Raw genomic sequence first — 22,504 nt, forward strand, 5'->3', positions numbered from 1 at the left:
GCATCGGATACCGCGGCGATTATGCGAGATCGCAAGGGGAAAATCACCAGATTAAACGGTGATATTTCACGATCGTGCCTGATTTATCCCGTCGGCATGATCATTTCATCGCACTTTGACGGAACTGCGCCCTCAAAAATCAGACCTTGCTAACACCCTGAAGCAAAAACCCCCGCCATCAATTGCAATTTGTCTTGCAGTTATAGATTATTTGTATATTCAATTAAATTATTCGTAGCGCTATGTCAGAGTCACCCCTTTATTTACAGATCAAACACTTCATTCTGGATAACATCGAATCCGGTCGCTGGCCTGTCGGCCATCGCATCGCGACGGAAATGGAGCTGACGGAGCAGTTCAATGTCAGCCGAATGACGGTCAATAAAGCGATTCGCGATCTGGTGACAGAAGGCAAACTGCAGCGCCGCCCTCGTTTGGGTACTTTCGTTTGCGCGCCGGAAGAGAAAGCCGAATCCCCGCTGCTCGATATTCGTAACATCGCCGATGAAGTGGTCAGCCGGGGTAAGCGCTACGACAGCAAAGTAATTCAACAGCAACAGATTATTGCCGATGAAAGCGTCGCAACCAAGTTGGGGGTAATGCTCGGCACGCCGGTGTTTTACAGCGAAATCCTTCATTACGCCAACGACGCACCGCTGCAACTGGAAGTGCGCTGGGTCAATGCCCGTTATGCGCCTAACTATCTCCAGCAAGATTTCTCGCGCATTACGCCCAACCAATATCTTTCAGAAAACTGCCCGCTGAGCGCGATTGAACACACTGTTGAAGCCATCGTGCCGGATAGCCACATCAAAACCACGTTGTCGCTCAACCCAAGCGAGCCTTGCCTGCTGCTCAACCGCCGCACCTGGAGTGGTGATAAGCTGGTCAGCTCTGCCCTGCTCTATCACCCGGGTTCCAAATACAAGCTCACCTCGAAAGTGTTGCTAACTGAAAATTAAACCTTAAGACTGAAACTTGATCACATTTTTGCAACATCAGTCTTGCCGACTTCCTTCGTTTCCACTATTAATTGTATATACATTTAAACATACAAATAAACTTCACTCCGAAGTGCTCATTTGGTCATGACCGACGCATGACTTACCGAGGGAAACATGGAACTGATTCTGACCAACGCACGAATTGTCAGCATGCAAAACGGAAGCGCTGGCTACCAGCCAAGCGAGCCGATGAACGTGTTGATCCAAAACGGTCAAATTATTGCCATCAGCGCAAAGGTCATCGACGCCGATGCTCAGCGCATTGATTGCAGTGGCAAACTGGTCACGCCTGGACTGATTGATTGCCACACCCATCTGATTTATGCCGGTAACCGTGCAAATGAGTTTGAAATGCGCTTGCAAGGCGTACCGTATCAAACCATCGCGGCGCAAGGGGGTGGCATTATCTCTACGGTAAAAGCGACGCGTGGTGCCAGCTTGGATGAACTGGTTGAATTGGCCTTGCCGCGTCTCGATGGCCTGCTTAAAAGCGGCGTGACGTCAGTAGAAGTCAAATCCGGTTACGGCCTGACGCTCAATGACGAAGTGAAAATGCTGCGCGCAGCCAAAGCGCTGGAAAATCACCGCCGGGTAAAAATCACCACGACGCTGCTGGCCGCCCATGCTCTGCCACCGGAATACATCGGCCGCGCGGACGACTACATCGAGCATGTCTGCCAAACCATCATTCCGCGAGTTGCGGAAGAAAAACTGGCCACCAGTGTGGACGTATTCTGCGAATCGGTTGGTTTTAATCTCGCGCAAACTGAGCGTGTCTTTCAGTGCGCCAAAGAACATGGTTTGCAGATCAAAGGCCATACCGAGCAACTGTCTAATCTGGGTGGCACGGCCTTAACCGCCCGATATCAAGGCTTGTCAGCGGATCATATTGAATACCTCGACGAAGACGGCGTCAAAGCGCTGGCTGAGTCCGGAACCGTCGCCACTCTGCTACCGGGTGCGTTTTATTTCCTGCGTGAAACGCAAAAGCCACCGGTTGCGACATTGCGCGAGTATCAGGTGCCGATGGCACTGGCGACCGACATTAACCCGGGCACATCGCCGTTTGCCGACCTAACCTTAATGATGAACATGGGCTGCACACTGTTCGGCCTGACCCCAGAAGAAACTCTGCGTGGCGTTACCGTTCACGCAGCCAAAGCACTGGGCTTTGCAGAAACACGAGGTCAAGTTGCAACAGGCTTTGATGCCGACCTTGCGATCTGGAACATCGACCACCCGGCGGATCTCAGCTATCAGGTCGGCGTTCCTCGTTTACATGCACGAATTGTGGATGGAGCTTTCTGCCATGACTGATTTTCCTCAAACTTCCCATCACTACCAATGGCTTGGCCGTCACGACGCTGAAGATGGCCAACTGGGCACACGGGTTCACCATGTGATGCAATGCCTGCAAGCCAGTGAACTCAACGGCGAGCAACATGCCGTCTCTCTGGTCGGTTTTGAATGCGATGCTGGTGTAGCGCGCAATAAAGGACGTGTAGGCGCCAGCCAGTCGCCAAACCTGATTAAACAGGCGCTGGCCAACATGGCATGGCATCGCAGCTCAGCGCTCTATGATCTGGGCAATATCCGTTGTGATGATGACGCATTGGAACACGCTCAATCGCGCTGCGCACACGTGGTGGCGAAAGCGCTGTCTCATACGCCAGTGATCGTGTTAGGCGGTGGTCACGAAGTCGCATGGGCAACATTTCAAGGCTTGGCTCAGCATCTGCATGCGCAAGGCATCAAGCAGCCACGCATTGGCATCATCAACTTCGATGCGCACTTTGACCTGCGTGCCTTTGAATCGGAGCTGGCCCCGGTCAAACCGAGTTCAGGCACACCATTTAATCAGATTCAGCACTACTGCGCCGAGCACAACTGGTGTTTTCACTATGCCTGCCTGGGTGTCAGCCGCGCGAGCAATACCGCCGCACTGTTTGAACGCGCCGATGAACTGGGCGTGTGGTATGTGGAAGATCGCGCGCTGTCGCAAGCCAACCACATCTATCACATGACGCAACTGCAACACTTCATCGATGACTGCGATTATCTCTATCTCACCATCGATTTGGACGTGTTCCCCGCCGCGACTGCGCCGGGCGTGAGTGCGCCAGCAGCGCGCGGAGTCAGTCTGGAAACGCTGACGCCGTATCTCGACAGGATTCTGCACTACAAAAACAAACTCATGATTGCCGATATCGCGGAATACAACCCGACTTACGATATCGACAATCAGACTGCCCGCCTCGCGGCCAGATTGTGTTGGGATATCGCCAACACCATGGCCGAGAAAAATGTGCGCTGAATGTCAGCCACGGGCAAAGCAACGCTAAAAAATAAACCCTAAAACGCTCAACGGAAAACGAGCGAAGCAAATGAAACACGGCGAATCCTTACCCTACACAACGGGGTTCGCCAACCCAAACATAAAGGAGTCGTAACATGACGCAGCACCAAGCTCAAGGTACCCGTCTGGACACAAGCCGCACCATTCGTGCACCCCACGGAACCACACTACGCGCCAAATCTTGGCTGACTGAAGCACCACTACGTATGCTGATGAACAACCTTGACCCGGACGTTGCTGAACACCCGCATTCACTGGTGGTGTATGGCGGTATCGGCCGCGCAGCGCGTAACTGGGAATGTTACGACAAAATCGTCGAAGTGCTGGAGCGTCTGGAAGACGACCAAACTCTGGTGGTTCAATCCGGTAAGCCAGTCGGCGTGTTCCCAACACACAAAAACGCACCCCGCGTGCTGATTGCTAACTCCAACCTGGTTCCACACTGGGCAAACTGGGAACACTTTAACGAGCTGGATAAACAAGGCCTGATGATGTACGGCCAGATGACGGCGGGCTCTTGGATCTACATCGGCTCTCAGGGCATCGTTCAGGGTACTTACGAAACGTTCGTTGCAGTCGCGAAGAAGCATTTCGACGGCAACGCGAAAGGTCGCTGGGTACTGACTGGCGGTTTGGGCGGCATGGGTGGCGCACAGCCTCTGGCCGCGACCATGGCCGGTTTCTCTATGATTGCGGTGGAATGTGACGAGTCACGTATCGACTACCGTCTGCGTACCGGTTACGTGGATAAGAAAGCCACCAGCCTGGACGAAGCACTGGCGATCATTTACGAATCGGATGAGCCGGTCTCAGTTGGCCTGCTGGGCAACGCCGCGGACATTTTCCCGCAGCTGCTTGAGCGCAACATCACGCCTGATGTGGTCACTGATCAAACTTCGGCGCACGATCCGCTCAACGGTTACCTGCCACTGGGCTGGAGCATGGAACACGCAGCAGAAATGCGTAAAATCGACGAAGCGAAAGTCGTCAAAGCAGCGAAAGAGTCGATGGCGATTCAGGTTCGCGCCATGCTGGAACTGCAAAACCGCGGCGCTGCAACCCTCGACTACGGCAACAACATTCGTCAGATGGCGCTGGAAGAAGGCGTTGAGAATGCCTTTGATTTCCCAGGCTTTGTACCGGCGTACATTCGCCCACTGTTCTGTGAAGGCATCGGTCCTTTCCGCTGGGCTGCCCTATCCGGCGATCCAGAGGATATCTACAAAACGGATCAAAAAGTGAAAGAACTGATCCCGGATAACCCGCATCTGCACAACTGGCTGGACATGGCGCGCGAGCGCATCCACTTCCAAGGTCTGCCAGCACGCATCTGTTGGGTCGGTCTGAAAGATCGTGAACGTCTGGGTCAGGCATTCAACGAAATGGTGAAAAATGGCGAACTGAAAGCGCCAGTCGTCATCGGTCGTGACCACTTGGATTCAGGTTCTGTCGCCAGCCCGAACCGTGAAACCGAAGGCATGATGGACGGCTCAGACGCTGTGTCTGACTGGCCACTACTGAATGCGTTGCTCAATACGGCTGGCGGCGCGACGTGGGTGTCTTTGCATCACGGTGGCGGCGTCGGCATGGGCTTCTCCCAACACTCCGGTATGGTGATTTGCTGTGACGGTAGTGATGACGCTTCACAACGTATTGCTCGCGTCTTGCATAACGATCCGGCAACGGGTGTGATGCGTCACGCTGATGCAGGCTACGATATCGCGAAACGCTGTGCAAAAGAACAAAAGCTCGATCTGCCAATGCTGAACGACGAGCTGGCTCAACTGAAGTAAGGACAATGGACATGTTGAATTTAGTCATTAAACCGGGTTCGCTCACGCTGAACCAACTGCGTCAAATCAGCCGCTCACCAGTGACACTGTCACTCGATTCAGCAGCAATTCCTGCCATTGAACAGAGCACGCAGGTTGTCGAGCAAGTGATCGCGGAAGGTCGTACCGTTTACGGCATCAACACCGGTTTTGGATTGTTGGCTAATACCAAGATTGCACCGGAAGATCTGGAAATCCTGCAAAGAAGTATCGTGCTTTCGCATGCAGCGGGTATTGGTGAATTTATGTCAGACGAAACTGTTCGTCTGATGATGGTGCTGAAAATCAACAGCCTGGCACGTGGTTTCTCGGGCATTCGCTTGAAAGTGCTGGAAGCGCTGATGGCACTGGTTAACAGCGAAGTGTACCCATGCGTACCACAAAAAGGGTCTGTGGGCGCATCAGGTGACTTGGCTCCGCTGGCTCACATGAGTACCGTACTGCTGGGCGAAGGTCAGGCACGTCACAAAGGTGAAATCGTTTCGGGTCTGCAAGCGCTGAAAATCGCAGGTCTAGAGCCTGTCACGCTGGCGCCGAAAGAAGGTTTGGCACTACTGAACGGAACTCAAGCATCGACGGCGTTTGCACTCGAAGGTCTGTTCATGGCGGAAGACCTGTTTGCGTCGGCGACCGTCTGCGGCGCCATGTCCGTGGAAGCGGCTCTGGGTAGCCGCCGTCCGTTCGATGCTCGTATTCACGCCGTTCGTGGCCACCGCAGCCAGATGGATGCCGCTGCCGCGTATCGTCATATGCTGGATAACCAGAGTGACATCGGTGATTCGCACCAAGGCTGTGAAAAAGTGCAGGATCCGTATTCACTGCGTTGCCAGCCACAGGTAATGGGTGCGTGTCTGCAGCAAATCCGCAACGCCGCTGACACATTGGTGGTCGAAGCGAACTCTGTTTCCGACAACCCGCTGGTATTCGCTGAAGACGGCGACATCATCTCCGGCGGTAACTTCCATGCTGAACCGGTTGCCATGGCGGCGGACAATCTGGCACTGGCGATTGCAGAAATCGGCAGCCTGTCTGAGCGTCGTATGGCCCTGCTTATCGACAGCGCGCTGAGCAAACTGCCACCGTTCTTGGTTGACAATGGCGGCGTGAACTCAGGCTTTATGATTGCGCAGGTAACCTCAGCGGCACTGGCCAGCGAAAACAAAACGTTGGCTCATCCAGCATCGGTGGATAGCCTGCCAACGTCTGCCAACCAGGAAGACCACGTTTCAATGGCCACCTTTGCAGGTCGTCGCCTACGTGAAATGAGCGAAAATACCCGTGGTATTCTGGCCGTAGAATACCTCGCGTCTGCTCAGGGTCTGGACTTCCGTGCGCCAAACAAGTCGTCCGCGCGTGTGGAAGAAGCGAAGCAGATCCTGCGCAACAAAGTACCGTTCTACGACAAAGACCGTTACTTCGCGCCAGATATCGCTGACGCGAATGAGCTACTGAAACAGGCGGTCCACAACCACCTGATGCCCGAGCAAATTCTGCCAAGCTTCCAGTAAGCATCGTAAAAGCCAAAAGAGCCCTGCGGGGCTCTTTTATTTTGCTGGCTTATTGCGGCGGCAGCGCTGCGAGCAATATTTCACGTCATCCCAGCACTGCGCCCACTTTTTCCGCCAACTGAACGATCGCTCGCATACGATACAAATCTTGTGAGGCAGATGAGGTTTCTGATGGCCTGTCATCATCGTCTCCGACTTTGTAGAACAGAGAAAAATACGCAGCCTCGCCTCTCAAGATCACTGCAAATTGTCTCTCTTTTGCTCTCAAAGCTAAGATTTCACAATAAGTTGGCACTGATTGGACCATTAAAACTTTTCAGACGGCTATAATCCGACACAGTTTAGACGAAATAGCGTAAATTATGTTTCTAGCTCCTTACTTCTCATCTCAAGAACACCAGTTCCAGTTTACCCGCGAGCAGGCAAGTCACTTTGCCAAAAAAGTAGCGGGCGACTTTAACCCTATCCACGACGAAGACAGCAAACGCTTCTGTGTGCCAGGCGATCTTCTGTTTGCGGTGCTGCTGCAAAAAGAAGGCATTAGCCAAAAAATGCACTTCAACTTCTCGGGTATGGTGAGTGACGGAACGGCACTTCACATTGAGAACAAGTGCAGCAAAGAAAGCGCCGTGGTTGACGCGTCAGGTAAAGAGTACCTGCACATGAACCGCGAAGGTGATGTTAGCCATAACGCCGCATTCATTGAACACGTGGTGACGAACTACGTGCAGTTTTCAGGCATGAACTTCCCGCACATCATGGTGCCGCTGATGGAAGAGAAGCAAATGATGATCAACTGCCAGCGTCCGCTTGTCATATACGAAAGCATGGAAGTGGAATTCGATCACCTGAATCTGACTCACCCGGAAGTTGCGTTTACTGGCGCGACCTTTGATGTCGATGGTAAGCGTGGTCTCGTGACCCTTAACTTCGCGTTTAAAGAAGAAGGCAAAGTGGTCGGTAAAGGCGTCAAGCGCATGGTGGCCAGCGGCCTGAAACCCTACAGCCAAGAAGAGATTGACGATCTGGTGAATCGCTTCAATGAGCGAAAGGATGCCTTCCTGGCAAAGTTCGCTAAAGCGGCATAAAGAGAAAAAGCTCCCGAGGGAGCTTTTTTCATATCCAGCGACGCACGCGCGCTTTGTAATCCGTATAAGCCCGGCCGAACAAACGCTCGAGCACCCTCTCTTCCGGTTGAATCTGGAATCGGTTCATATAAATCACAAACAGCGCCACCACCAGTAGGCTGGCGACATTCTGATGCCAGTAAGCAAACCCGAGCAGAAGCAGCAACAGTGCCAGATACATCGGGTTGCGGCTGTAATGAAAAATTCCACTATCCACTACGGTTGATGCTTCATGCGGTTTGGTCGGATTCACCGTGGTCTTCGCGCGGCGAAACTGTACCACCCCCGCAATCCCGATCACACCGGACAACACAAAGCACGCCGCGAATACCAGGTATTTGAAGGGCAACGCCACATCCGCAAACATAAAGGCCTGAGCAAGGCGATTGACCATCACCAGCGCAATCAGAAACAGCGCCACAGGCGGGATTTTTAACTCAAGAAATCGCATAACCACTCCCATCATCTCTGCATTCAGTATATGCAAAGCGCGCCAGAAAGAACAAAGCCCGGCAAAGCCGGGCTTTCGATTACAGCAGAGCCAACAGCGCCTGCAACGGATGCTTCGGCTTAACCTGCTCAAAGCGTTTCACCTGACTGCGGCACGAGTAGCCGGTAATCAGGCAACGATCTTTTGGCAGCTTGTCTAAGCTTGGCTTCCAGCTCAGGCCATAAATGTCTTTCGACATTTGCAGCTTATCCACTTCATGACCAAACGTCCCCGCCATACCACAACAGCCGACTGGTACGGTTTGCAGCTTGGCTCCAAAGTGAGCAAAGATAGCGCCCCACTCTTTCTCGGCGTTTGGCATTTTAGTTTTTTCAGTACAGTGTGCCAGCAGATACCAAGGCTCGTCCGTGGCCGCTTCATGCGCGTCGAACTCACGCAGACGCGGCTGCAACCATTCGTGCACGGTCAGTACCTGATAGTCACCACGTTCAGCGCCCAACACTTCGACGTATTCGTCGCGGTAACACAGCACCAACGCCGGATCGACACCCACCAGAGGAATGTTCAGGTCCGCGACCTGTGATAGGAAGGCCGAGGTATTGGCCGCCGTGGTGCGGAACTGTTGCAGGAATCCTTTGATGTGCTGCGCTTTACCGTTTGGCTTGAACGGCAGCAGAATCGGCTTCTTACCCAACTTGATCGCCAGTGCGATGAAGTCTTCCACCACATCCGCATCGTAGTAGCTGGTGAACGGATCTTGCACAATGATCACGTGCTGATCGCGATCCGCCTGCGACAGTGACGCAAGACGCTGCAGGTCGAATTGCGCAACCGGGTGACGACGTGTGCGCTGAGCCAGCGTCGGCACTGACAACAGCGGTGCATCCACATACCCAACCGTCGACGCCGTCAGGCTTTGTACCCATTTCTGCGACATCACACCATTGACCAGCTTCGGAGCTTTACCCATCATCGGTAACATGGTTTCAATATTCGCCACCAAGTAATCCTTCACCGGACGTTGGTAACGGGAGTGATAAATGTTCAGGAAGCGCGAACGGAAACTCGGCACGTCCACTTTAATCGGACACTGACTGGCACACGCTTTACACGCCAAACAGCCATTCATCGCTTCATACACTTCATGTGAGAAGTCGTACTCGTGACGTTTGTTCATGCGGTTACGCACGCGCTCAATCATGGTCTTGATGGTTGGTGCGGTTTCCAGCGTCTGTTTTTCCAGATCGAGAATATCGATGCCCTGCTCGGTCAGTTGGCGCAGCCATTCACGCACCAGACCAGCGCGGCCTTTTGGTGAGTGACGGCGATCTGCGGTGACCTTCATCGACGGGCACATCGGCGAGCTGGTGTCGTAGTTAAAGCACAAACCGTTACCGTTACACTCCATCGCTTGCTTGAAGCTATCACGCACTTGCACATCAATTTGACGATCAAAATAGCCGCGTTTGGTGTCAGACACTTTGACCAATTCAAAATTGGTGTCGAGTGGCGTACAAATTTTACCCGGGTTCATCTTGTTATGCGGGTCAAACGCCGCTTTAACGCGACGTAACTCGGTAAACAGTTCATCGCCGAAAAACTCAGGGCCGTATTCAGAGCGGTAACCTTTACCGTGCTCACCCCACATCAAACCGCCGTATTTCGCGACCAGTTTGACCACCTCATCCGAGACTTCATGCATCATCAGTTCTTGCTTAGGGTCGCACATATCCAGCGCCGGACGCACATGCAGTACGCCTGCATCCACGTGACCGAACATGCCGTAAGCTAGGCCTTTTGAATCAAGTAACTGGCGGAATTCTGCGATGAAGTCTGCCAGATTTTCCGGCGGCACACAGGTATCTTCAGTAAACGGAACCGGCTTAGCACGACCTTTCGCCGCACCGAGCAGGCCAACCGCTTTTTTACGCATGTTGTAGATGCGGTTGATGCTTGGCAGATCGTCACACACCTGGAAGCCGATAATGCCCGCTTCCTGATTCTCAACCATCTTTTCTAAGCGTTCGGTCAGTTTTTCCACCTGCGATTTCACCAACGTTTCGTCCTGGTCCGCAAACTCGACGATGTTGATGCCCTGCATCACTTTACCCGGAACGTCAGTGATCAAATCGCTCACGCTGTGCCAGACGATGTCTTCTTTAGCAAGGTTAAGCACTTTCGAATCGACCGTTTCTACCGACAGCGCGTTCGCTTCCACCATCACGGGCGCGTTGCGCAGTGCGGAGTCAAAGCTGTCATATTTAATGTTGACCAACGTACGGGCTTTCGGAATCGGAGTCAGGTTCAGTTTGGCTTCGGTAATAAACGCCAGTGACCCTTCCGCGCCACACAGCACACGGGTAATGTTGAACTGGTCCGTCTGCTCATCTATTGCATTTTTCAGATCGTAACCCGTCAGGAAACGGTTGAGCGGCGGGAATTTTTCCACAATCTGCGCACGTTTTTCACGGCATACCGCTTCGGTCACCTGCATAGCGACCGCCGCGTATTCACCTTCACTCGGCAAACCACGTGATAAATCGGTTTCCAGCACAGAGCCATCGGCAAATACCGCTTGCAGCGATAACACGTGATCCGATGTTTTACCGTATTTGAGTGAGCCTTGGCCGGACGCATCGGTATTGATCATACCGCCCAGCGTGGCTCGGTTACTGGTAGAAAGATCCGGAGAAAAGAAGAAACCATAAGGACGGACCGCATCGTTGAGCTGATCTTTAATCACGCCGGCCTGAACTCGAACCCAGCCTTCTTCCGGATTCACTTCCAGGATCTGGTTCATGTGACGCGACAGATCAACCACCACACCCTTAGTCAGCGACTGACCATTGGTGCCGGTACCGCCGCCACGGGCCGAAAACGTCACACGTTCAAATTCAGGTTTGGTGCTCAATTTACCGATCAGGGACACATCGTAGGTCGATTTCGGATGAATAACCGCTTGCGGCAGTTGCTGATACACACTGTTGTCGGTTGAAACAGCCAGACGGCTTGAATACTGAGTTTCAATGTCGCCGCTAAAGCCTGCTGCTTCCAGTTCATGCAAAAAGGTCAAAACAACTGGGTCGACATCGGATTGGAGGTGAAGTCTAGGTAACATTTGCTTCCTGCCCGTACTGCGCTGATCCTATCAGCTCTGGGTTGTGAGTTAATTTTGGAATTAATCTTTGAATCAGGTCACTTTACAACATTTAAAAAGGTGATCAAATCAGAATCTCAATGACAGAATGAATTGAAACGGAATTTTTTATCAACCTGCCCCAACAAGCACCAAACCGGGGTCATTTGGTACAAAAATGCGACACAAAACCGTGACGCAAACGTTTAGGTGGTCATTTTAGTCGAATTCGAAAAGTCAGATTTATTGAATGGTTTTACGATTTGGGCTGCCACTTGGTTGATGAAGGGTATATTCTTCTTATTCCGCTTTCGTCTTATCAGCATTTACGGACAAACACATGAAAAAAAACAAAATCGTCACCACTGAAGATATTTTGTTGAAACTTTGCCAATCGGTTTCAACCGTTCTGACTTCAGCCACAGGTTCTAACATCTCCTATTCTGCGATGGTACAGAAGATCAACAAAACCTCATTGAAACCTGATTTCGGCTGCTTCGTTCTGTTTGACGGTGGCTTTACCGGTCTGGTGGTCATCAACTTTACCGCCAAAGCGGCGCTGGAAGTGTATACCAATTACATGCGCAACATGGGCATGCCAGAGGACGAACTGGCGGTGCTGCACACCTCGGACGAAGTGGGCGACGTGTTGGGCGAACTGATGAACCAGCTGGTTGGTGACTTCACCAATAAGGTGCGCAAAGAGCTGCAAACCAACATCACTCAGAACCAACCGAAAATGCTGTCGTTGAACAAACAGGTGATTCTGTCGGTCGATACCAACCTCGATCGCCCGCAAGCGCGCCGCGTGACTTTCTCCACAGCAAACAACAACATCTTCTACCTTGAGCTGGCGATGGACAAAACGGAGTTCATCCAGTTGGAAGAGTTTGAAGTCCAAGAAGATGAAAGCCCGGATTCGATTCTTGAAGCGACCCAACAGAAAATGGCGTCGAACAAAGAGTCTACCAAAAACAACGACATCGACCCTTCTGACCTGCTAGACGAGCTCGGTCTATAATCTCTCAGGGCGTCAATCTTTCACGAGATTGGCGCCCTCGCTTTAATTTCCATGACAGAAACGTTAAAATGGCGGACTTTTCTTAATGCCGTAGAAACGTTTTTTGCATGTCGATGGATAAACAAAAAGCCCTCAAAAAAATCGCAAAATGCCTGGAATTGGGCAATTCAGCCAACGTGAACGAAGCCGCGAACGCCATCAAAATGGCCCATCGCCTAATGCTCAAGTATGGTCTGGATAAAGATGACATTGAGTTCATCAAAATGGGGAAGACTCAGTCGACGCACCTGCTGCCGGCTTCGATCTCTTCGGCCATTTTACGTGTCATTCGCGGTATCAACACCAAATTTGGTGTTGAAGCAGTGCTGCTTAATCACAAAGGCCTCAAACGCGTTGAATTTATCGGCGAAGCGGATCGCGCTATCTTTGCGGCGTTTGCATTCGACATCGTTTACCGCGAAATGAACGAACAAACGGGCCAGTTCCGCAACAGCTTTGCTGGTAGTGGCACGTCAAATCTGGAAGTTCAGCGTCGCGTAAACTCCTTTCTCTCTGGTTGGGTCGAAGGCGCATTGGAAAAACTGCCTGTCATCACACCAGATGAAGATTCCGCGAACAAGATCAACAGCTACATCGATAAAGAATTTAAAAATATCGACCGTGAAACCTTTAAGCAGCAATTGCGCGAAGCGATGAAGAACCTGACGGCCGATTATGAAGTCGGGCTGAAAAAGGGGCGTCGAATCTCGGTCAACCGTCCGATCGACGGCGGACAAGCTCCGAAGTTGTTAAAGTAAATCTTGCGTCAAACCTAGGTAAAATCGTCTAAGCTTGGATTGACGTGAACACGCTTTTCTCGTTTATTGCGAGCGTAAAAAATAATGACTCACGGAGATGATGTTTTGAAAAAAATAACCCTGGCTCTAGCAGTGTTGATCGCACTTTCTGGTTGTGCTGCCACACAACGCCAAAATGCCACGACGGGCGAAACGGAAACGAACTCAGCAACCAAAGGCGCTCTGATTGGTGCCCTAGCGGGAGCGGCGGTGGGCCTTGCCAGCGGCGATGATGCCAAAGAGCGACGTCAACGTGCGCTGATTGGTGCCGCAGGTGGCGCCGCTGTCGGCGGCGGCATTGGTTACTACTTCGACCAGCAAGAAGCCGCACTACGCCAAGAATTGCTGAACTCAGGCGTTCAGGTACAACGTGTCGGTGAAAACCAACTGCTGCTGCGTATGCAAAACGGCATCGGTTTCCAGACCAACTCTTATCAGCTTGACTCTTCTATTCACAACACTTTGCGTGGCGTAGCAAAAATTCTGGTGGAATACCCGGATACCAGTCTGGTGATCGACGGTCATACGGACAGTACCGGTAGCGACACCACCAACCAGATTTTGTCAGAGCGTCGCGCTGAATCCGTTCGTTCGTTCCTGCTTTCACAAGGTGTCGCCGCTGGCCGTGCTGTTGCTCGTGGCAATGGTGAACGTTACCCACTGTGTTCAAACAGTACAGCGGAAGGCCGTTCATGTAACCGCCGCGTAGAGATTCAAATTCTACCGCTAAAATGATTTAATGCCCCGGCCACCTTTATGGGATGTGTCTGAACTTCAATGACTTAAAGCCTGGCCCTGTGCCGGGCTTTTTTATAGGGACCGATAAAAAGAATGAAGCGAGTTGTCCGAGGTTTGATGATTATCGCCAGTGTCATGCTGTCGCTGAGTGCGCATGCCGATTTGTCGGAGCTGATCGCGCAAGCGAATCAGGGCGATCGCAACGCGCAATATCAACTCGCGATTGACTACCAAAGCGGTCAAAACACACCGGTAAGTCAGGACGATGCGTTTTATTGGTTCCAGCAAGCCGCGGAGTCCGGGCACCCCGCCGCCATGATTCAGCTCGCCAACACTTACCTCAGCGGCAGTGGCACAGAAAAAGATATCGACAAAGCGCTGCTCTGGCTGACCAAAGCGTTTGCCACGGGTAATCAGGATGCGGCAATCCAAATTGGCCAATTGTATGAGTCGCTCAATCGCTCTCCCGCGCCGCAAACGATGGCCGAGATTTGGTATCACACCGTTGCTGGCAGCAACCCCAAAGCAGAGCAGCTCTATACCCAATTGCTGGAACAGAAATTCAACCAGCAGCGCGCTCGCCAGGTTTCCTCCATCGAGCAACTGGAATCCACCATTGACCAGTCGGCAACTTCACAAGAGCCCACCGCGACCACCACCAGCCACACCCAGAACCAGACCGAGAGTCTGATGAGCGATTACCTGTTCATTATTCTGTTTGTGCTGGTTATCGTTGCCCTGCTGTCGGTATACCGTTACGTCAAGCAAGCAAGGCGGCAGCAGTCAACCCAGGAGCAGGAAAAGCTGACGACTCAACTCAACGAGCAGTCGGGTGTGGTTAAGCAGCAGAAGCGACAACTGGATAAACTCTATCGTGAGTTGAAAAAGCTGCAATCGACGCAGGCAACGCAGAACCAGGATCATAAACTCGCCCTCGCCTGTGCCATGTTTGGCTTCCACCCTAGCCAACTGCCCGATGAGCGCAACGTCAAAATACGATACAAACAATTATCAAAAATTTACCACCCCGACATGAAGGGCAGTGAAGAAGAAATGAAGCGTTTGAACGGCGCATTAAAGATTATTATCAGTTACGTTAATAAATAGTTACAAATTCTTAATTCCGACTTATAACGCCAGTCATCAATAGCTCCCAGCCCTTATAGCGCAATCGATTACCATCTCAAACAACATAACAAATACTTAACTTCCCCTCGGCGGATATGCGATAATCCGCCGCGAATTGAGCACCTGATCCAGGTGGGGAGAAAACATGTTCACAATCGAAGGCATTTGCGATTGGTGTAAACAACCAAGACTGCTGACCAAACACGAATATATCGACGGAAAATCACATCACTCTTGTGCAAACTGCAATGAGTTTGCTCGTATGGATGTACGACAATTTAATATTGCCGAACAAGCGTTCCGAGAGCGACAGGCCCAGCAGCCGCACTAAGACCTTAATCCGATGAAAAAGCGCCAGGACGGCGCTTTTTTGATCTCCGTTATTCTGCACTTTTCCCTTTCCGCGGCATTCCGACATCCCTCTGCTTGGTAAGCTGATAGCAACGCCATTCCTGCGCAATAGCGTCGTTTTACTGGCTATACAGGTATGCATCCAGTAGTAAACTACCGCTTTGATCACAAAACACCACACTAACAGAACAAAAAACAATCAGATCTAATTTTAAAAATAATGATAAATATCATACAGATAACCTAAATTCCCACTTAATCGAGCCGCAATTCGTGCAATCCATAAGCAAATTACTACTTGATCAGTACCGCATTTAATAATACTGTATACACATACAGCATGTATGAAAGGACAGTATTATGCTTCACGCAGATTTCAATACCACACGTTTTGTAAACCACACTTACAACACCACTCGTTACACCACACAAGGTGCTAACACCGGCATGATGTCTCGCCTGGCTAATTTATCGCAGCAGCAACAGTGGATTCTTTACACTGCTCAGTGCCCGCGTCCTCAATACGATGAGCTTGCCGCTCATCACGTACAGTGCAGAAAAATTATTCATATGAAGCCTTCTCAGTCTCAATCTGAAATCGAAATCGTGATGAAAGCGATTCAGTCCGGCAATGCCAGCGCGATTGTGGCCTCCAGTGAAATCGACATCGTCAGCCAGAAGCTACTGACTCAATTGGCTACGGAACATCACTGCGAAGTGTTCTTTCTGAGCAGCATGCAAACCGCTTTCCATTAATCTTTATTTTCACTGTCTTTTCCCCTCAGTTCCGGCTGAGGGGCTTTTCTATTTCTCTTCGTCATTCACACGTCTAGGAACCTTTGTCGCTGTACACACCTCTGGCCAGACAGTGTGCTGAGTTATTTAGGCAAACGTTTGCTTTTTCTCTGGCGACAGAAAATAGTTCTGGTATGATGCGCTCAGTATTTGATATCTCATCCCGTTTTTACGCTACGGATATCTTCTCTCAACGACGTTTGAAATAAGATAGGAATGTCTAAATGAGCCTTGCTGACCAAGTTCTTGCCGTCAATGACGACCTCCCAATCCGCACTAACCAACCTGTTCACAGCGGAAAAGTCCGCTCGGTATACTGGCTGACTGAAGAAGACAGCCGTCGCCTGATCAAAGAAAAAGGCTACAACGTGGCCGAAGATGCGCCGTTGGCCATCATGGTGATCAGTGACCGAATTTCTGCTTTTGACTGTATCTGGCACGCCGAAGGCGGCGTCAAAGGGGTTCCGGGTAAAGGTGCGGCACTGAACGCGATTTCAAACCACTGGTTTAAACTATTTCAAGAAAATGGTCTGGCCGACAGCCATATTCTGGACATCCCTCACCCGTTTGTGTGGATCGTACAAAAAGCCAAACCAATCAAGATTGAAGCGATTTGCCGCAAGTACATTACCGGTTCTATGTGGCGTGCGTACTCAAAAGGCGAACGTGAATTCTGTGGTATTGAGCTGCCAGAAGGTCTGGAGAAAGATAAAGCGCTGCCAGAACTACTGATGACGCCATCGACCAAAGGTATTCTGAAAGGCATTCCAGGCGTGCCGGAAGCGGACGACGTCAACATCACACGTCAGAACATTGAAGATAACTTTGCGGCATTCAATTTCAGCAAAGCGTCGGACATCGCTCTGTACGAAAAACTGCTGAAAGAAGGCTTTGGCGTAATCAGCGATGCACTGAAAGCGATTGGTCAGATTTTTGTCGACACCAAGTTTGAATTTGGCTACGTGACCGATGCCAATGGCGTTGAAAAACTCATCTATATGGATGAAGTGGGTACGCCAGACTCGTCGCGCATTTGGGACGAGCAGGAATACCAAGCGGGTAAGATTGTCGAAAACTCAAAAGAAGGGTTCCGTCAGTTCCTGCTGAACTACTTCCCGGATCCAGACATTCTGCTCAACAAAGAGCGCATGCCTGAGCGTGAAGCACTCGCACGTGACAACGCGCTGCCTCTGGAATCACTGATGGATATCTCGCGCACTTACCTTGGTATTGCCGAGAAAATCGTCGGCCATAAGATTGAGCTGAGCACGAATCCAAAACAGGAAATCATCGACGTACTGGCAAAAGAGTACGGTTTGATCGATTAAGTGTTTCATCCCGCATGAAATAGAAAAACGGTCCCGCTGATTCAGCCGGACCGTTTTTGTTTGTGTCGATTTGAAGCAAGCGCGATTGAAAACCACCCATCGCACTCGCTTTTATCGACAAGCCATACCTTCGATCTGCCTCAATGAGATCAGCATCAGTTAGATTAGCGTGCTCAGCGCTTGCTTCACTTTGTCTAGGCCTTCACGCAGTACGTCCGCCTCAATCGTCAGTGGTGGCAGGAAGCGAATCACGTTACCTTTCACGCCGCACGAAAGCAGGACAACTCCCTGATCGCGCGCCGCAGCCACCAACGATTTCGTCAGTTCGGCCATCGGTTTGCCATCGTTCGGGTCAATAAACTCCATCGCGATCATTGCGCCCAAATTGCGCACATCCCCGATTTGTGGCCAGCGTTGCTGCCACGATTTCAGTTCAGTTGTCATCACTTCACCGATATCCAGCGCTTTTTCACACAAACGCTCTTCTTCGATGATCTTGAGCACTTCCAGACCCGCCACACAGCCCAGCGGAGAACCCGCATACGTGCCGCCCAAACCACCCGGGGCCGCCGAATCCATCACTTGTGCTTTCCCCACCACGGCTGAGATCGGGAATCCGCCCGCAATGCCTTTGGCCATGGTCATCAGATCCGGTTCAATACCCAGATATTCGGTGGCAAACAGTTTGCCGGTACGAGCAAAACCCGTCTGAATTTCGTCGGCGATCAGCATGATGCCGTGACGATTACACAGCTCGCGCAGTGCATGAGCAAACGCTGGGGGAGCGGCGTAGAAGCCGCCCTCTCCCTGCACAGGTTCAAAGATGATCGCGGCCACACGTGAGGGCTCGATATCACACGCGAACAGATCATCCAGCGCCTGTAAACTTTGCTCAATAGAAATGCCGTGTACGTCATTCGGGTACGGCACGTGGAAGATTTCGCCCGGGAACGGACCAAAGCTGCTCTTGTAGGGCGCCACTTTGCCCGTCAGTCCCATGGTCATGTTGGTGCGGCCGTGGAAGCCGCCTTTAAACGCAATCACGCCCGGTCGACCAGTGTGAGCACGCGCGATTTTCACGGCGTTTTCTACCGCTTCAGCGCCGGTGGTCAGAAAGATCGCTTTCTTCTCCGAAGGACCCGGCGCGCGGCGCGTCAACGCTTCAGCCAGCTCGATGAATGACGCATACGGCGTCACCATCGAACAGGTGTGGGAGAAACGCTGCAATTGCGCGGTCACGGCGGCCACAATGCGCGGGTGCGAATGACCCGTGTTGTTGACCGCAATCCCCGCAGCGAAATCGATGTAACGATTGCCTTCGATGTCCCACAGCTGCGCGTTGTTCGCTTTTTCCACGTAAATCGGACTCAGGTTCGCCATACCATTGGCGATCACCTGCTGCTTTCTTTCCTGCCATTGAGAGTTATTCATCGCTATGTTCCTTATCCTTTGAGTCCGCCAAAGCAGAGGTATTTGATGTCCAGGTATTCGTCGATGCCTTGTTTGGCACCTTCCCGGCCGATGCCGGATTGTTTGACGCCACCAAATGGGGCGACTTCAGTTGAAATCATGCCGTCGTTGATGCCGACCATGCCGTATTCAAGAGCTTCTGCGACCTGCCAAATGCGAGCAATGTTCTGGCTGTAGAAGTACGCCGCCAAGCCGTAAATGGTGTCGTTGGCCATCTCAATCAATTCAGCGTCGCTGTGGAAACGAATCACCGGCGCAACCGGGCCGAAGATCTCTTCCTGCACGATGTCCATATCGTGGCGAACATCAGTCAGAATGCACGGCTGAATAAACAGACCATCCAGCGACGCTTTGCCCGTCAATTGAGTCGCGCCCTGCTCAACCGCAGTTTCGATCAGCGCCAGAATGTTCTCTTTGGCCTTTTGCTCAATGACTGGACCGACCGTCACGCCGTCATCCAAGCCATTGCCCACGACGAGTTTTTCCACTTCTTGTTTGAAACGATTGACGAACGTGTCGTAGACGGAGTCATGCACGTAGAAACGGTTCGCGCATACGCAGGTCTGCCCGGCATTACGAAACTTTGATGCCATCGCGCCTTTGACCGCCAGTTCAATGTCCGCATCGTCAAACACGATGAATGGCGCGTTGCCGCCAAGTTCCATCGACATGCGTTTCACACTGCCCGCGCACTGCGCCATCAGCAGACGCCCAACCTGAGTTGAACCGGTAAATGACAACTTGCGAATCAGCGGGCTGGCGGTAAACAGCTCACCAATCATGGACGACGATTCATTGACCACCAGCTGCAACACATCGCGCGGTATACCCGCCTGATACGCCAGCTCTGCAACCGCATAGGCCGACAGCGGCGTCTGGTTGGCCGGTTTGCAGATGAACGCGCAGCCGGCCGCCAGTGCTGGCGCCGCTTTGCGTGTGATCATCGCAATCGGAAAGTTCCAAGGCGTGATTGCACAAGCCACACCGATCGGCTGTTTGATGGTGACGATGCGCTTGTCACTGGCTGGCGCAGGGATGGACTCGCCATACGTACGCTTGCCCTCTTCGGCAAACCACTGAATGAAACTGGCGCCGTACGCCACTTCACCCTTGGCTTCCGCCAGAGGTTTACCCTGCTCCAGCGTCATCAGGCGACCGAGATCATCCTGATTGGCCATGATCAAGTCATACCAACGCTCAAGAATGGCACCGCGCTCTTTCGCGGTGCGCGTTTGCCACGATTTTTGTGCCAAATGTGCACGTTCAATCGCATCCAGAATTTCGCCTTCACTTTGAGTCGGAAGGTAGCCTAAAACGTCGCCGGTCGCCGGATTTGAGACGGCCAACTCCATGCCGCAGGGTTCACCAAGGAACGCCAGCAGCGCTTTATTTTTTATCTGTTCCATTTTGTTTACCTGAGTGACGTATTAACGAGCGGCGGGAATCTGCTGGGTAATACAGTGTATGTTGCCGCCACCAAGCAGGATTTCTCGCGTGGCGACGCCAATGATCTCGTAACCGGGCAGCGCCGTTTGCAGCACCGCGATCGCTTTGCTATCCATCGTGTCATCCAGCAGCGGCAGAAAAATGCTCTGGTTACACATCAGAAAATTCGCGTATGAGCCGCCGAGTCGTTCACCCGCCGCGCGCTTCATCCCCTGTGAAGCCGCAATGCCCACAGCTTCATGTTCATCAAGATAGAGCGGCCCGGGAATCGGCAGCTTGTGCACCACAATGCGCCGGCCCTGTGCGTCGGTTTCACGCTTGAGCACATCGTACGCTTGGCGCGAAATCGCATACTGCGGATCTGATGCATCGTCGCACCAACTGAGCACTACTTCACCCGGCGCAATCACGTGCATCAGGTTGTCGACGTGGCCGTCAGTTTCGTCGTTAAACAGACCGCGAGGCAGCCAAATCACTTTGCGAATGCCAAGATATTGCGCCAGTTGCAATTCAATCTCTTCACGGCTGAGGTGCGGGTTGCGCCCCGGAGACAGCAAACATTCTTCCGTGGTATACAGCGTACCTTCGCCATCGGTGTGAATCGCGCCGCCTTCCAGCACAAACGGCGCTTGGTAGTGATCGACGTTCAGCTGATTGCAGATCTGTCTCGCCACTTGGTCGTCCTCGCTCCAGTGCGAATACAAACCATTGTATTCACCGCCCCAGGCGTTGAACTGCCAGCTGATACCACGACGTTCGCCGTCGGAGTTCACCACCATCGTCGGGCCGATATCGCGCATCCAGGCATCGTTGTATGCCATTTCCACCACCGAAATCGGTTCAGGTAGCAACGCACGCGCCGCCTCAAGATAATCCGCGATGACCGCGACGGTGACTTTGGCTTTGCGGCTGATCGCTGTCGCGACATCTGCAAAAGCGCGCTGCGCATGCTCGCCGTTGTCGCGCCAGTTGTCCGGGCGAAACGGCCACGCCATCCAAACTTGCTCCTGCGGCGCAAATTCGGCCGGGAAGTAAAATCCGTTCTCTTTAGGTGTGCCGGTAAGTTCCATATCCGACCTCCGCGTTATTTTCCGGTCAGCGACTGAATCGCGCCGTAAAGGTCCGGACGACGGTCGCGGAACAAGCCCCAGCTATGACGCGCCTGAGCAGTTTGCTCAAGGTCGATGGTGGCGTAGAGGATGGTCTCTTCATTGCGCTCCGCTTCCGCCAGTTTCTTGCCGGTGTGGTCGGTGATAAATGACGAGCCGTAGAAGGTGGTTTCGATGCCATCATCGGTTTCAACGCCAGTGCGGTTAGACGCAATCACTGGCACCAAATTCGCCGCCGAGTGGCCTTGCATGGTGCGCTGCCAATGGTCGCGTGAATCCAGCGTGGGATCTTGTGGCTCCGAGCCGATGGCAGTGGGGTAAAAAATGGCTTCCGCGCCCGCGAGTGCCAGGCTGCGCGCCAACTCGGGAAACCATTGATCCCAACAGATGCCGACACCAAAGCGACCAAAACGGGTATCCCACACTTTGAAGCCGGTATCGCCGGGGCTGAAGTAGAATTTTTCGCTGTAGCCCGGCCCATCCGGAATGTGCGATTTGCGGTAGTTGTCCAGCACCGTGCCGTCCGCATCCACCATCACCAGTGAGTTGAAAAAGCTGTTGCCCGCTTTTTCAAAGTAAGACACCGGAATCACCACGTTGAACTCTTTCGCCAGCAGGCTCATCTCTTTAATCAGGCGGCACTGGTCAGTTTCCTCGGCCAGCGAGAAATATTTCGCTTCCTGCTTTTTGCAGAAATACGGCGCGGCAATCAGCTCCTGCAGGACTACCACATTCGCGCCATGTGACGCGGCTTCAGCCACCGCCAGACGGATTTTGTTCAGGTTCTCTTCCATATTCCAGGAGATCGCCAACTGAACGGAAGCAAACGTTACGTTTCTAGACATTGGATTTTTCCTTTTACCCGCAG

20 protein-coding genes are annotated in these 22,504 nt (G+C 52.2%); 13 read left to right on the top strand and 7 right to left on the bottom strand.

Translation table 11 applies throughout. The annotated features are described in order from the left end of the window. Window positions 1–242 precede the first annotated feature (242 nt). The 5 genes from hutC to hutH all read left to right on the top strand — a co-directional run bounded on the left by hutC (window position 243) and on the right by hutH (window position 6,700). Window positions 243–962, top strand: coding sequence for a histidine utilization repressor (hutC, locus tag JIG40_RS14005; protein ID WP_100268322.1), 720 nt, complete (start codon window positions 243–245; stop codon window positions 960–962). 156 nt (window positions 963–1,118) lie between these two features. Beyond that, window positions 1,119–2,321: an imidazolonepropionase gene (gene hutI, locus JIG40_RS14010; RefSeq protein ID WP_199465533.1), complete on the top strand. Its 1,203-nt coding sequence runs from the start codon at window positions 1,119–1,121 to the stop codon at window positions 2,319–2,321. After that, a complete protein-coding gene (gene hutG, locus JIG40_RS14015) occupies window positions 2,314–3,318 on the top strand; it encodes a formimidoylglutamase (RefSeq protein WP_047458917.1) in 1,005 nt (334 codons plus the stop codon). The genes hutI and hutG overlap by 8 nt, the downstream gene beginning before the upstream one ends. 137 nt (window positions 3,319–3,455) lie before the next feature. Next, the gene (gene hutU, locus JIG40_RS14020) at window positions 3,456–5,153 is read left to right on the top strand and encodes a urocanate hydratase (protein WP_024374208.1); all 1,698 of its coding nucleotides are present in this window, start codon (window positions 3,456–3,458) and stop codon (window positions 5,151–5,153) included. 5 nt (window positions 5,154–5,158) lie between these two features. Next, entirely contained in the window at window positions 5,159–6,700 is a 1,542-nt protein-coding gene (gene hutH, locus JIG40_RS14025; RefSeq protein WP_171933550.1) for a histidine ammonia-lyase, read from the top strand. A 36-nt stretch (window positions 6,701–6,736) separates the two neighbouring features. Here the strand turns inward: hutH and JIG40_RS14030 are convergent, their stop codons facing one another. Then, window positions 6,737–6,883 (bottom strand): DUF2256 domain-containing protein, encoded by a 147-nt coding sequence (locus tag JIG40_RS14030; RefSeq protein ID WP_081035108.1) that lies wholly within the window; start codon window positions 6,881–6,883, stop codon window positions 6,737–6,739. A gap of 179 nt (window positions 6,884–7,062) precedes the next feature. Here JIG40_RS14030 and JIG40_RS14035 point away from each other — a divergent pair, with 179 nt between their 5' ends. Further along, the gene (locus JIG40_RS14035; protein WP_100268320.1) at window positions 7,063–7,788 is read left to right on the top strand and encodes a DUF3581 domain-containing protein; all 726 of its coding nucleotides are present in this window, start codon (window positions 7,063–7,065) and stop codon (window positions 7,786–7,788) included. Window positions 7,789–7,816: 28 nt separating this feature from the next. Here JIG40_RS14035 and JIG40_RS14040 read toward each other — a convergent pair whose 3' ends face one another. Together JIG40_RS14040 and JIG40_RS14045 are read right to left on the bottom strand one after the other, a co-directional pair. Beyond that, the gene (locus tag JIG40_RS14040) at window positions 7,817–8,278 is read right to left on the bottom strand and encodes an isoprenylcysteine carboxylmethyltransferase family protein (protein WP_020327623.1); all 462 of its coding nucleotides are present in this window, start codon (window positions 8,276–8,278) and stop codon (window positions 7,817–7,819) included. A 79-nt stretch (window positions 8,279–8,357) separates the two neighbouring features. Beyond that, window positions 8,358–11,396: an FAD-binding and (Fe-S)-binding domain-containing protein gene (locus JIG40_RS14045; RefSeq protein ID WP_100268319.1), complete on the bottom strand. Its 3,039-nt coding sequence runs from the start codon at window positions 11,394–11,396 to the stop codon at window positions 8,358–8,360. A gap of 358 nt (window positions 11,397–11,754) precedes the next feature. Here JIG40_RS14045 and JIG40_RS14050 point away from each other — a divergent pair, with 358 nt between their 5' ends. The 7 genes from JIG40_RS14050 (at window position 11,755) to JIG40_RS14080 (ending at window position 17,611) form a co-directional block, all read left to right on the top strand. After that, window positions 11,755–12,435, top strand: coding sequence for a DUF3334 family protein (locus JIG40_RS14050; protein ID WP_020327627.1), 681 nt, complete (start codon window positions 11,755–11,757; stop codon window positions 12,433–12,435). A gap of 113 nt (window positions 12,436–12,548) precedes the next feature. Then, window positions 12,549–13,232, top strand: coding sequence for a DUF2786 domain-containing protein (locus tag JIG40_RS14055; RefSeq protein ID WP_032080123.1), 684 nt, complete (start codon window positions 12,549–12,551; stop codon window positions 13,230–13,232). 105 nt (window positions 13,233–13,337) lie between these two features. Further along, a complete protein-coding gene (locus tag JIG40_RS14060; RefSeq protein ID WP_180953965.1) occupies window positions 13,338–14,006 on the top strand; it encodes an OmpA family protein in 669 nt (222 codons plus the stop codon). A gap of 96 nt (window positions 14,007–14,102) precedes the next feature. After that, window positions 14,103–15,116 (top strand): J domain-containing protein, encoded by a 1,014-nt coding sequence (locus tag JIG40_RS14065; RefSeq protein ID WP_100268317.1) that lies wholly within the window; start codon window positions 14,103–14,105, stop codon window positions 15,114–15,116. Between the two features lie 166 nt (window positions 15,117–15,282). Then, window positions 15,283–15,468 carry a hypothetical protein gene (locus JIG40_RS14070; protein ID WP_020327630.1) on the top strand — a complete coding sequence of 62 codons (186 nt, stop codon included), beginning with the start codon at window positions 15,283–15,285 and terminating at the stop codon, window positions 15,466–15,468. A gap of 380 nt (window positions 15,469–15,848) precedes the next feature. Beyond that, window positions 15,849–16,244 (top strand): hypothetical protein, encoded by a 396-nt coding sequence (locus JIG40_RS14075; protein WP_100268316.1) that lies wholly within the window; start codon window positions 15,849–15,851, stop codon window positions 16,242–16,244. Window positions 16,245–16,507: 263 nt separating this feature from the next. Next, window positions 16,508–17,611 carry a phosphoribosylaminoimidazolesuccinocarboxamide synthase gene (locus tag JIG40_RS14080; protein WP_020327632.1) on the top strand — a complete coding sequence of 368 codons (1,104 nt, stop codon included), beginning with the start codon at window positions 16,508–16,510 and terminating at the stop codon, window positions 17,609–17,611. A 159-nt stretch (window positions 17,612–17,770) separates the two neighbouring features. On the opposite strand, the gene gabT is transcribed toward JIG40_RS14080, so the two are convergent. Genes gabT through aguB form a run of 4 tightly spaced genes read right to left on the bottom strand, consistent with a single transcriptional unit; the run spans window position 17,771 to window position 22,481 of the window. Next, window positions 17,771–19,042, bottom strand: a complete 1,272-nt coding sequence (gene gabT, locus JIG40_RS14085; RefSeq protein ID WP_199465534.1) for a 4-aminobutyrate--2-oxoglutarate transaminase — start codon at window positions 19,040–19,042, stop codon at window positions 17,771–17,773. Window positions 19,043–19,053: 11 nt separating this feature from the next. Next, window positions 19,054–20,487, bottom strand: coding sequence for an NAD-dependent succinate-semialdehyde dehydrogenase (locus JIG40_RS14090; protein WP_172570850.1), 1,434 nt, complete (start codon window positions 20,485–20,487; stop codon window positions 19,054–19,056). A gap of 21 nt (window positions 20,488–20,508) precedes the next feature. Further along, a complete protein-coding gene (aguA, locus tag JIG40_RS14095; protein WP_199465535.1) occupies window positions 20,509–21,597 on the bottom strand; it encodes an agmatine deiminase in 1,089 nt (362 codons plus the stop codon). 14 nt (window positions 21,598–21,611) lie between these two features. Beyond that, a complete protein-coding gene (gene aguB, locus JIG40_RS14100) occupies window positions 21,612–22,481 on the bottom strand; it encodes an N-carbamoylputrescine amidase (RefSeq protein WP_024374605.1) in 870 nt (289 codons plus the stop codon). Window positions 22,482–22,504 lie beyond the last annotated feature (23 nt).

The sequence above is a fragment of the Vibrio sp. bablab_jr001 genome, assembly GCF_016464285.1.
GTDB classification, from domain to species: domain Bacteria; phylum Pseudomonadota; class Gammaproteobacteria; order Enterobacterales; family Vibrionaceae; genus Vibrio; species Vibrio fluvialis.

What these genes read in the sequence shown, in the direction of transcription:
- aguB (WP_024374605.1), bottom strand. Translation starts at nt 22,481, where the DNA reads ATGTCTAGAAACGTAACGTTTGCTTCCGTTCAGTTGGCGATCTCCTGG.
- gabT (WP_199465534.1), bottom strand. Translation starts at nt 19,042, where the DNA reads ATGAATAACTCTCAATGGCAGGAAAGAAAGCAGCAGGTGATCGCCAAT.
- JIG40_RS14055 (WP_032080123.1), top strand. Translation starts at nt 12,549, where the DNA reads ATGGATAAACAAAAAGCCCTCAAAAAAATCGCAAAATGCCTGGAATTG.
- JIG40_RS14065 (WP_100268317.1), top strand. Translation starts at nt 14,103, where the DNA reads ATGAAGCGAGTTGTCCGAGGTTTGATGATTATCGCCAGTGTCATGCTG.
- JIG40_RS14050 (WP_020327627.1), top strand. Translation starts at nt 11,755, where the DNA reads ATGAAAAAAAACAAAATCGTCACCACTGAAGATATTTTGTTGAAACTT.
- JIG40_RS14080 (WP_020327632.1), top strand. Translation starts at nt 16,508, where the DNA reads ATGAGCCTTGCTGACCAAGTTCTTGCCGTCAATGACGACCTCCCAATC.
- JIG40_RS14030 (WP_081035108.1), bottom strand. Translation starts at nt 6,883, where the DNA reads ATGACAGGCCATCAGAAACCTCATCTGCCTCACAAGATTTGTATCGTA.
- JIG40_RS14035 (WP_100268320.1), top strand. Translation starts at nt 7,063, where the DNA reads ATGTTTCTAGCTCCTTACTTCTCATCTCAAGAACACCAGTTCCAGTTT.
- hutH (WP_171933550.1), top strand. Translation starts at nt 5,159, where the DNA reads ATGGACATGTTGAATTTAGTCATTAAACCGGGTTCGCTCACGCTGAAC.
- aguA (WP_199465535.1), bottom strand. Translation starts at nt 21,597, where the DNA reads ATGGAACTTACCGGCACACCTAAAGAGAACGGATTTTACTTCCCGGCC.
- JIG40_RS14040 (WP_020327623.1), bottom strand. Translation starts at nt 8,278, where the DNA reads ATGCGATTTCTTGAGTTAAAAATCCCGCCTGTGGCGCTGTTTCTGATT.
- hutU (WP_024374208.1), top strand. Translation starts at nt 3,456, where the DNA reads ATGACGCAGCACCAAGCTCAAGGTACCCGTCTGGACACAAGCCGCACC.
- hutI (WP_199465533.1), top strand. Translation starts at nt 1,119, where the DNA reads ATGGAACTGATTCTGACCAACGCACGAATTGTCAGCATGCAAAACGGA.
- JIG40_RS14045 (WP_100268319.1), bottom strand. Translation starts at nt 11,396, where the DNA reads ATGTTACCTAGACTTCACCTCCAATCCGATGTCGACCCAGTTGTTTTG.
- JIG40_RS14070 (WP_020327630.1), top strand. Translation starts at nt 15,283, where the DNA reads ATGTTCACAATCGAAGGCATTTGCGATTGGTGTAAACAACCAAGACTG.
- JIG40_RS14075 (WP_100268316.1), top strand. Translation starts at nt 15,849, where the DNA reads ATGCTTCACGCAGATTTCAATACCACACGTTTTGTAAACCACACTTAC.
- hutG (WP_047458917.1), top strand. Translation starts at nt 2,314, where the DNA reads ATGACTGATTTTCCTCAAACTTCCCATCACTACCAATGGCTTGGCCGT.
- hutC (WP_100268322.1), top strand. Translation starts at nt 243, where the DNA reads ATGTCAGAGTCACCCCTTTATTTACAGATCAAACACTTCATTCTGGAT.
- JIG40_RS14090 (WP_172570850.1), bottom strand. Translation starts at nt 20,487, where the DNA reads ATGGAACAGATAAAAAATAAAGCGCTGCTGGCGTTCCTTGGTGAACCC.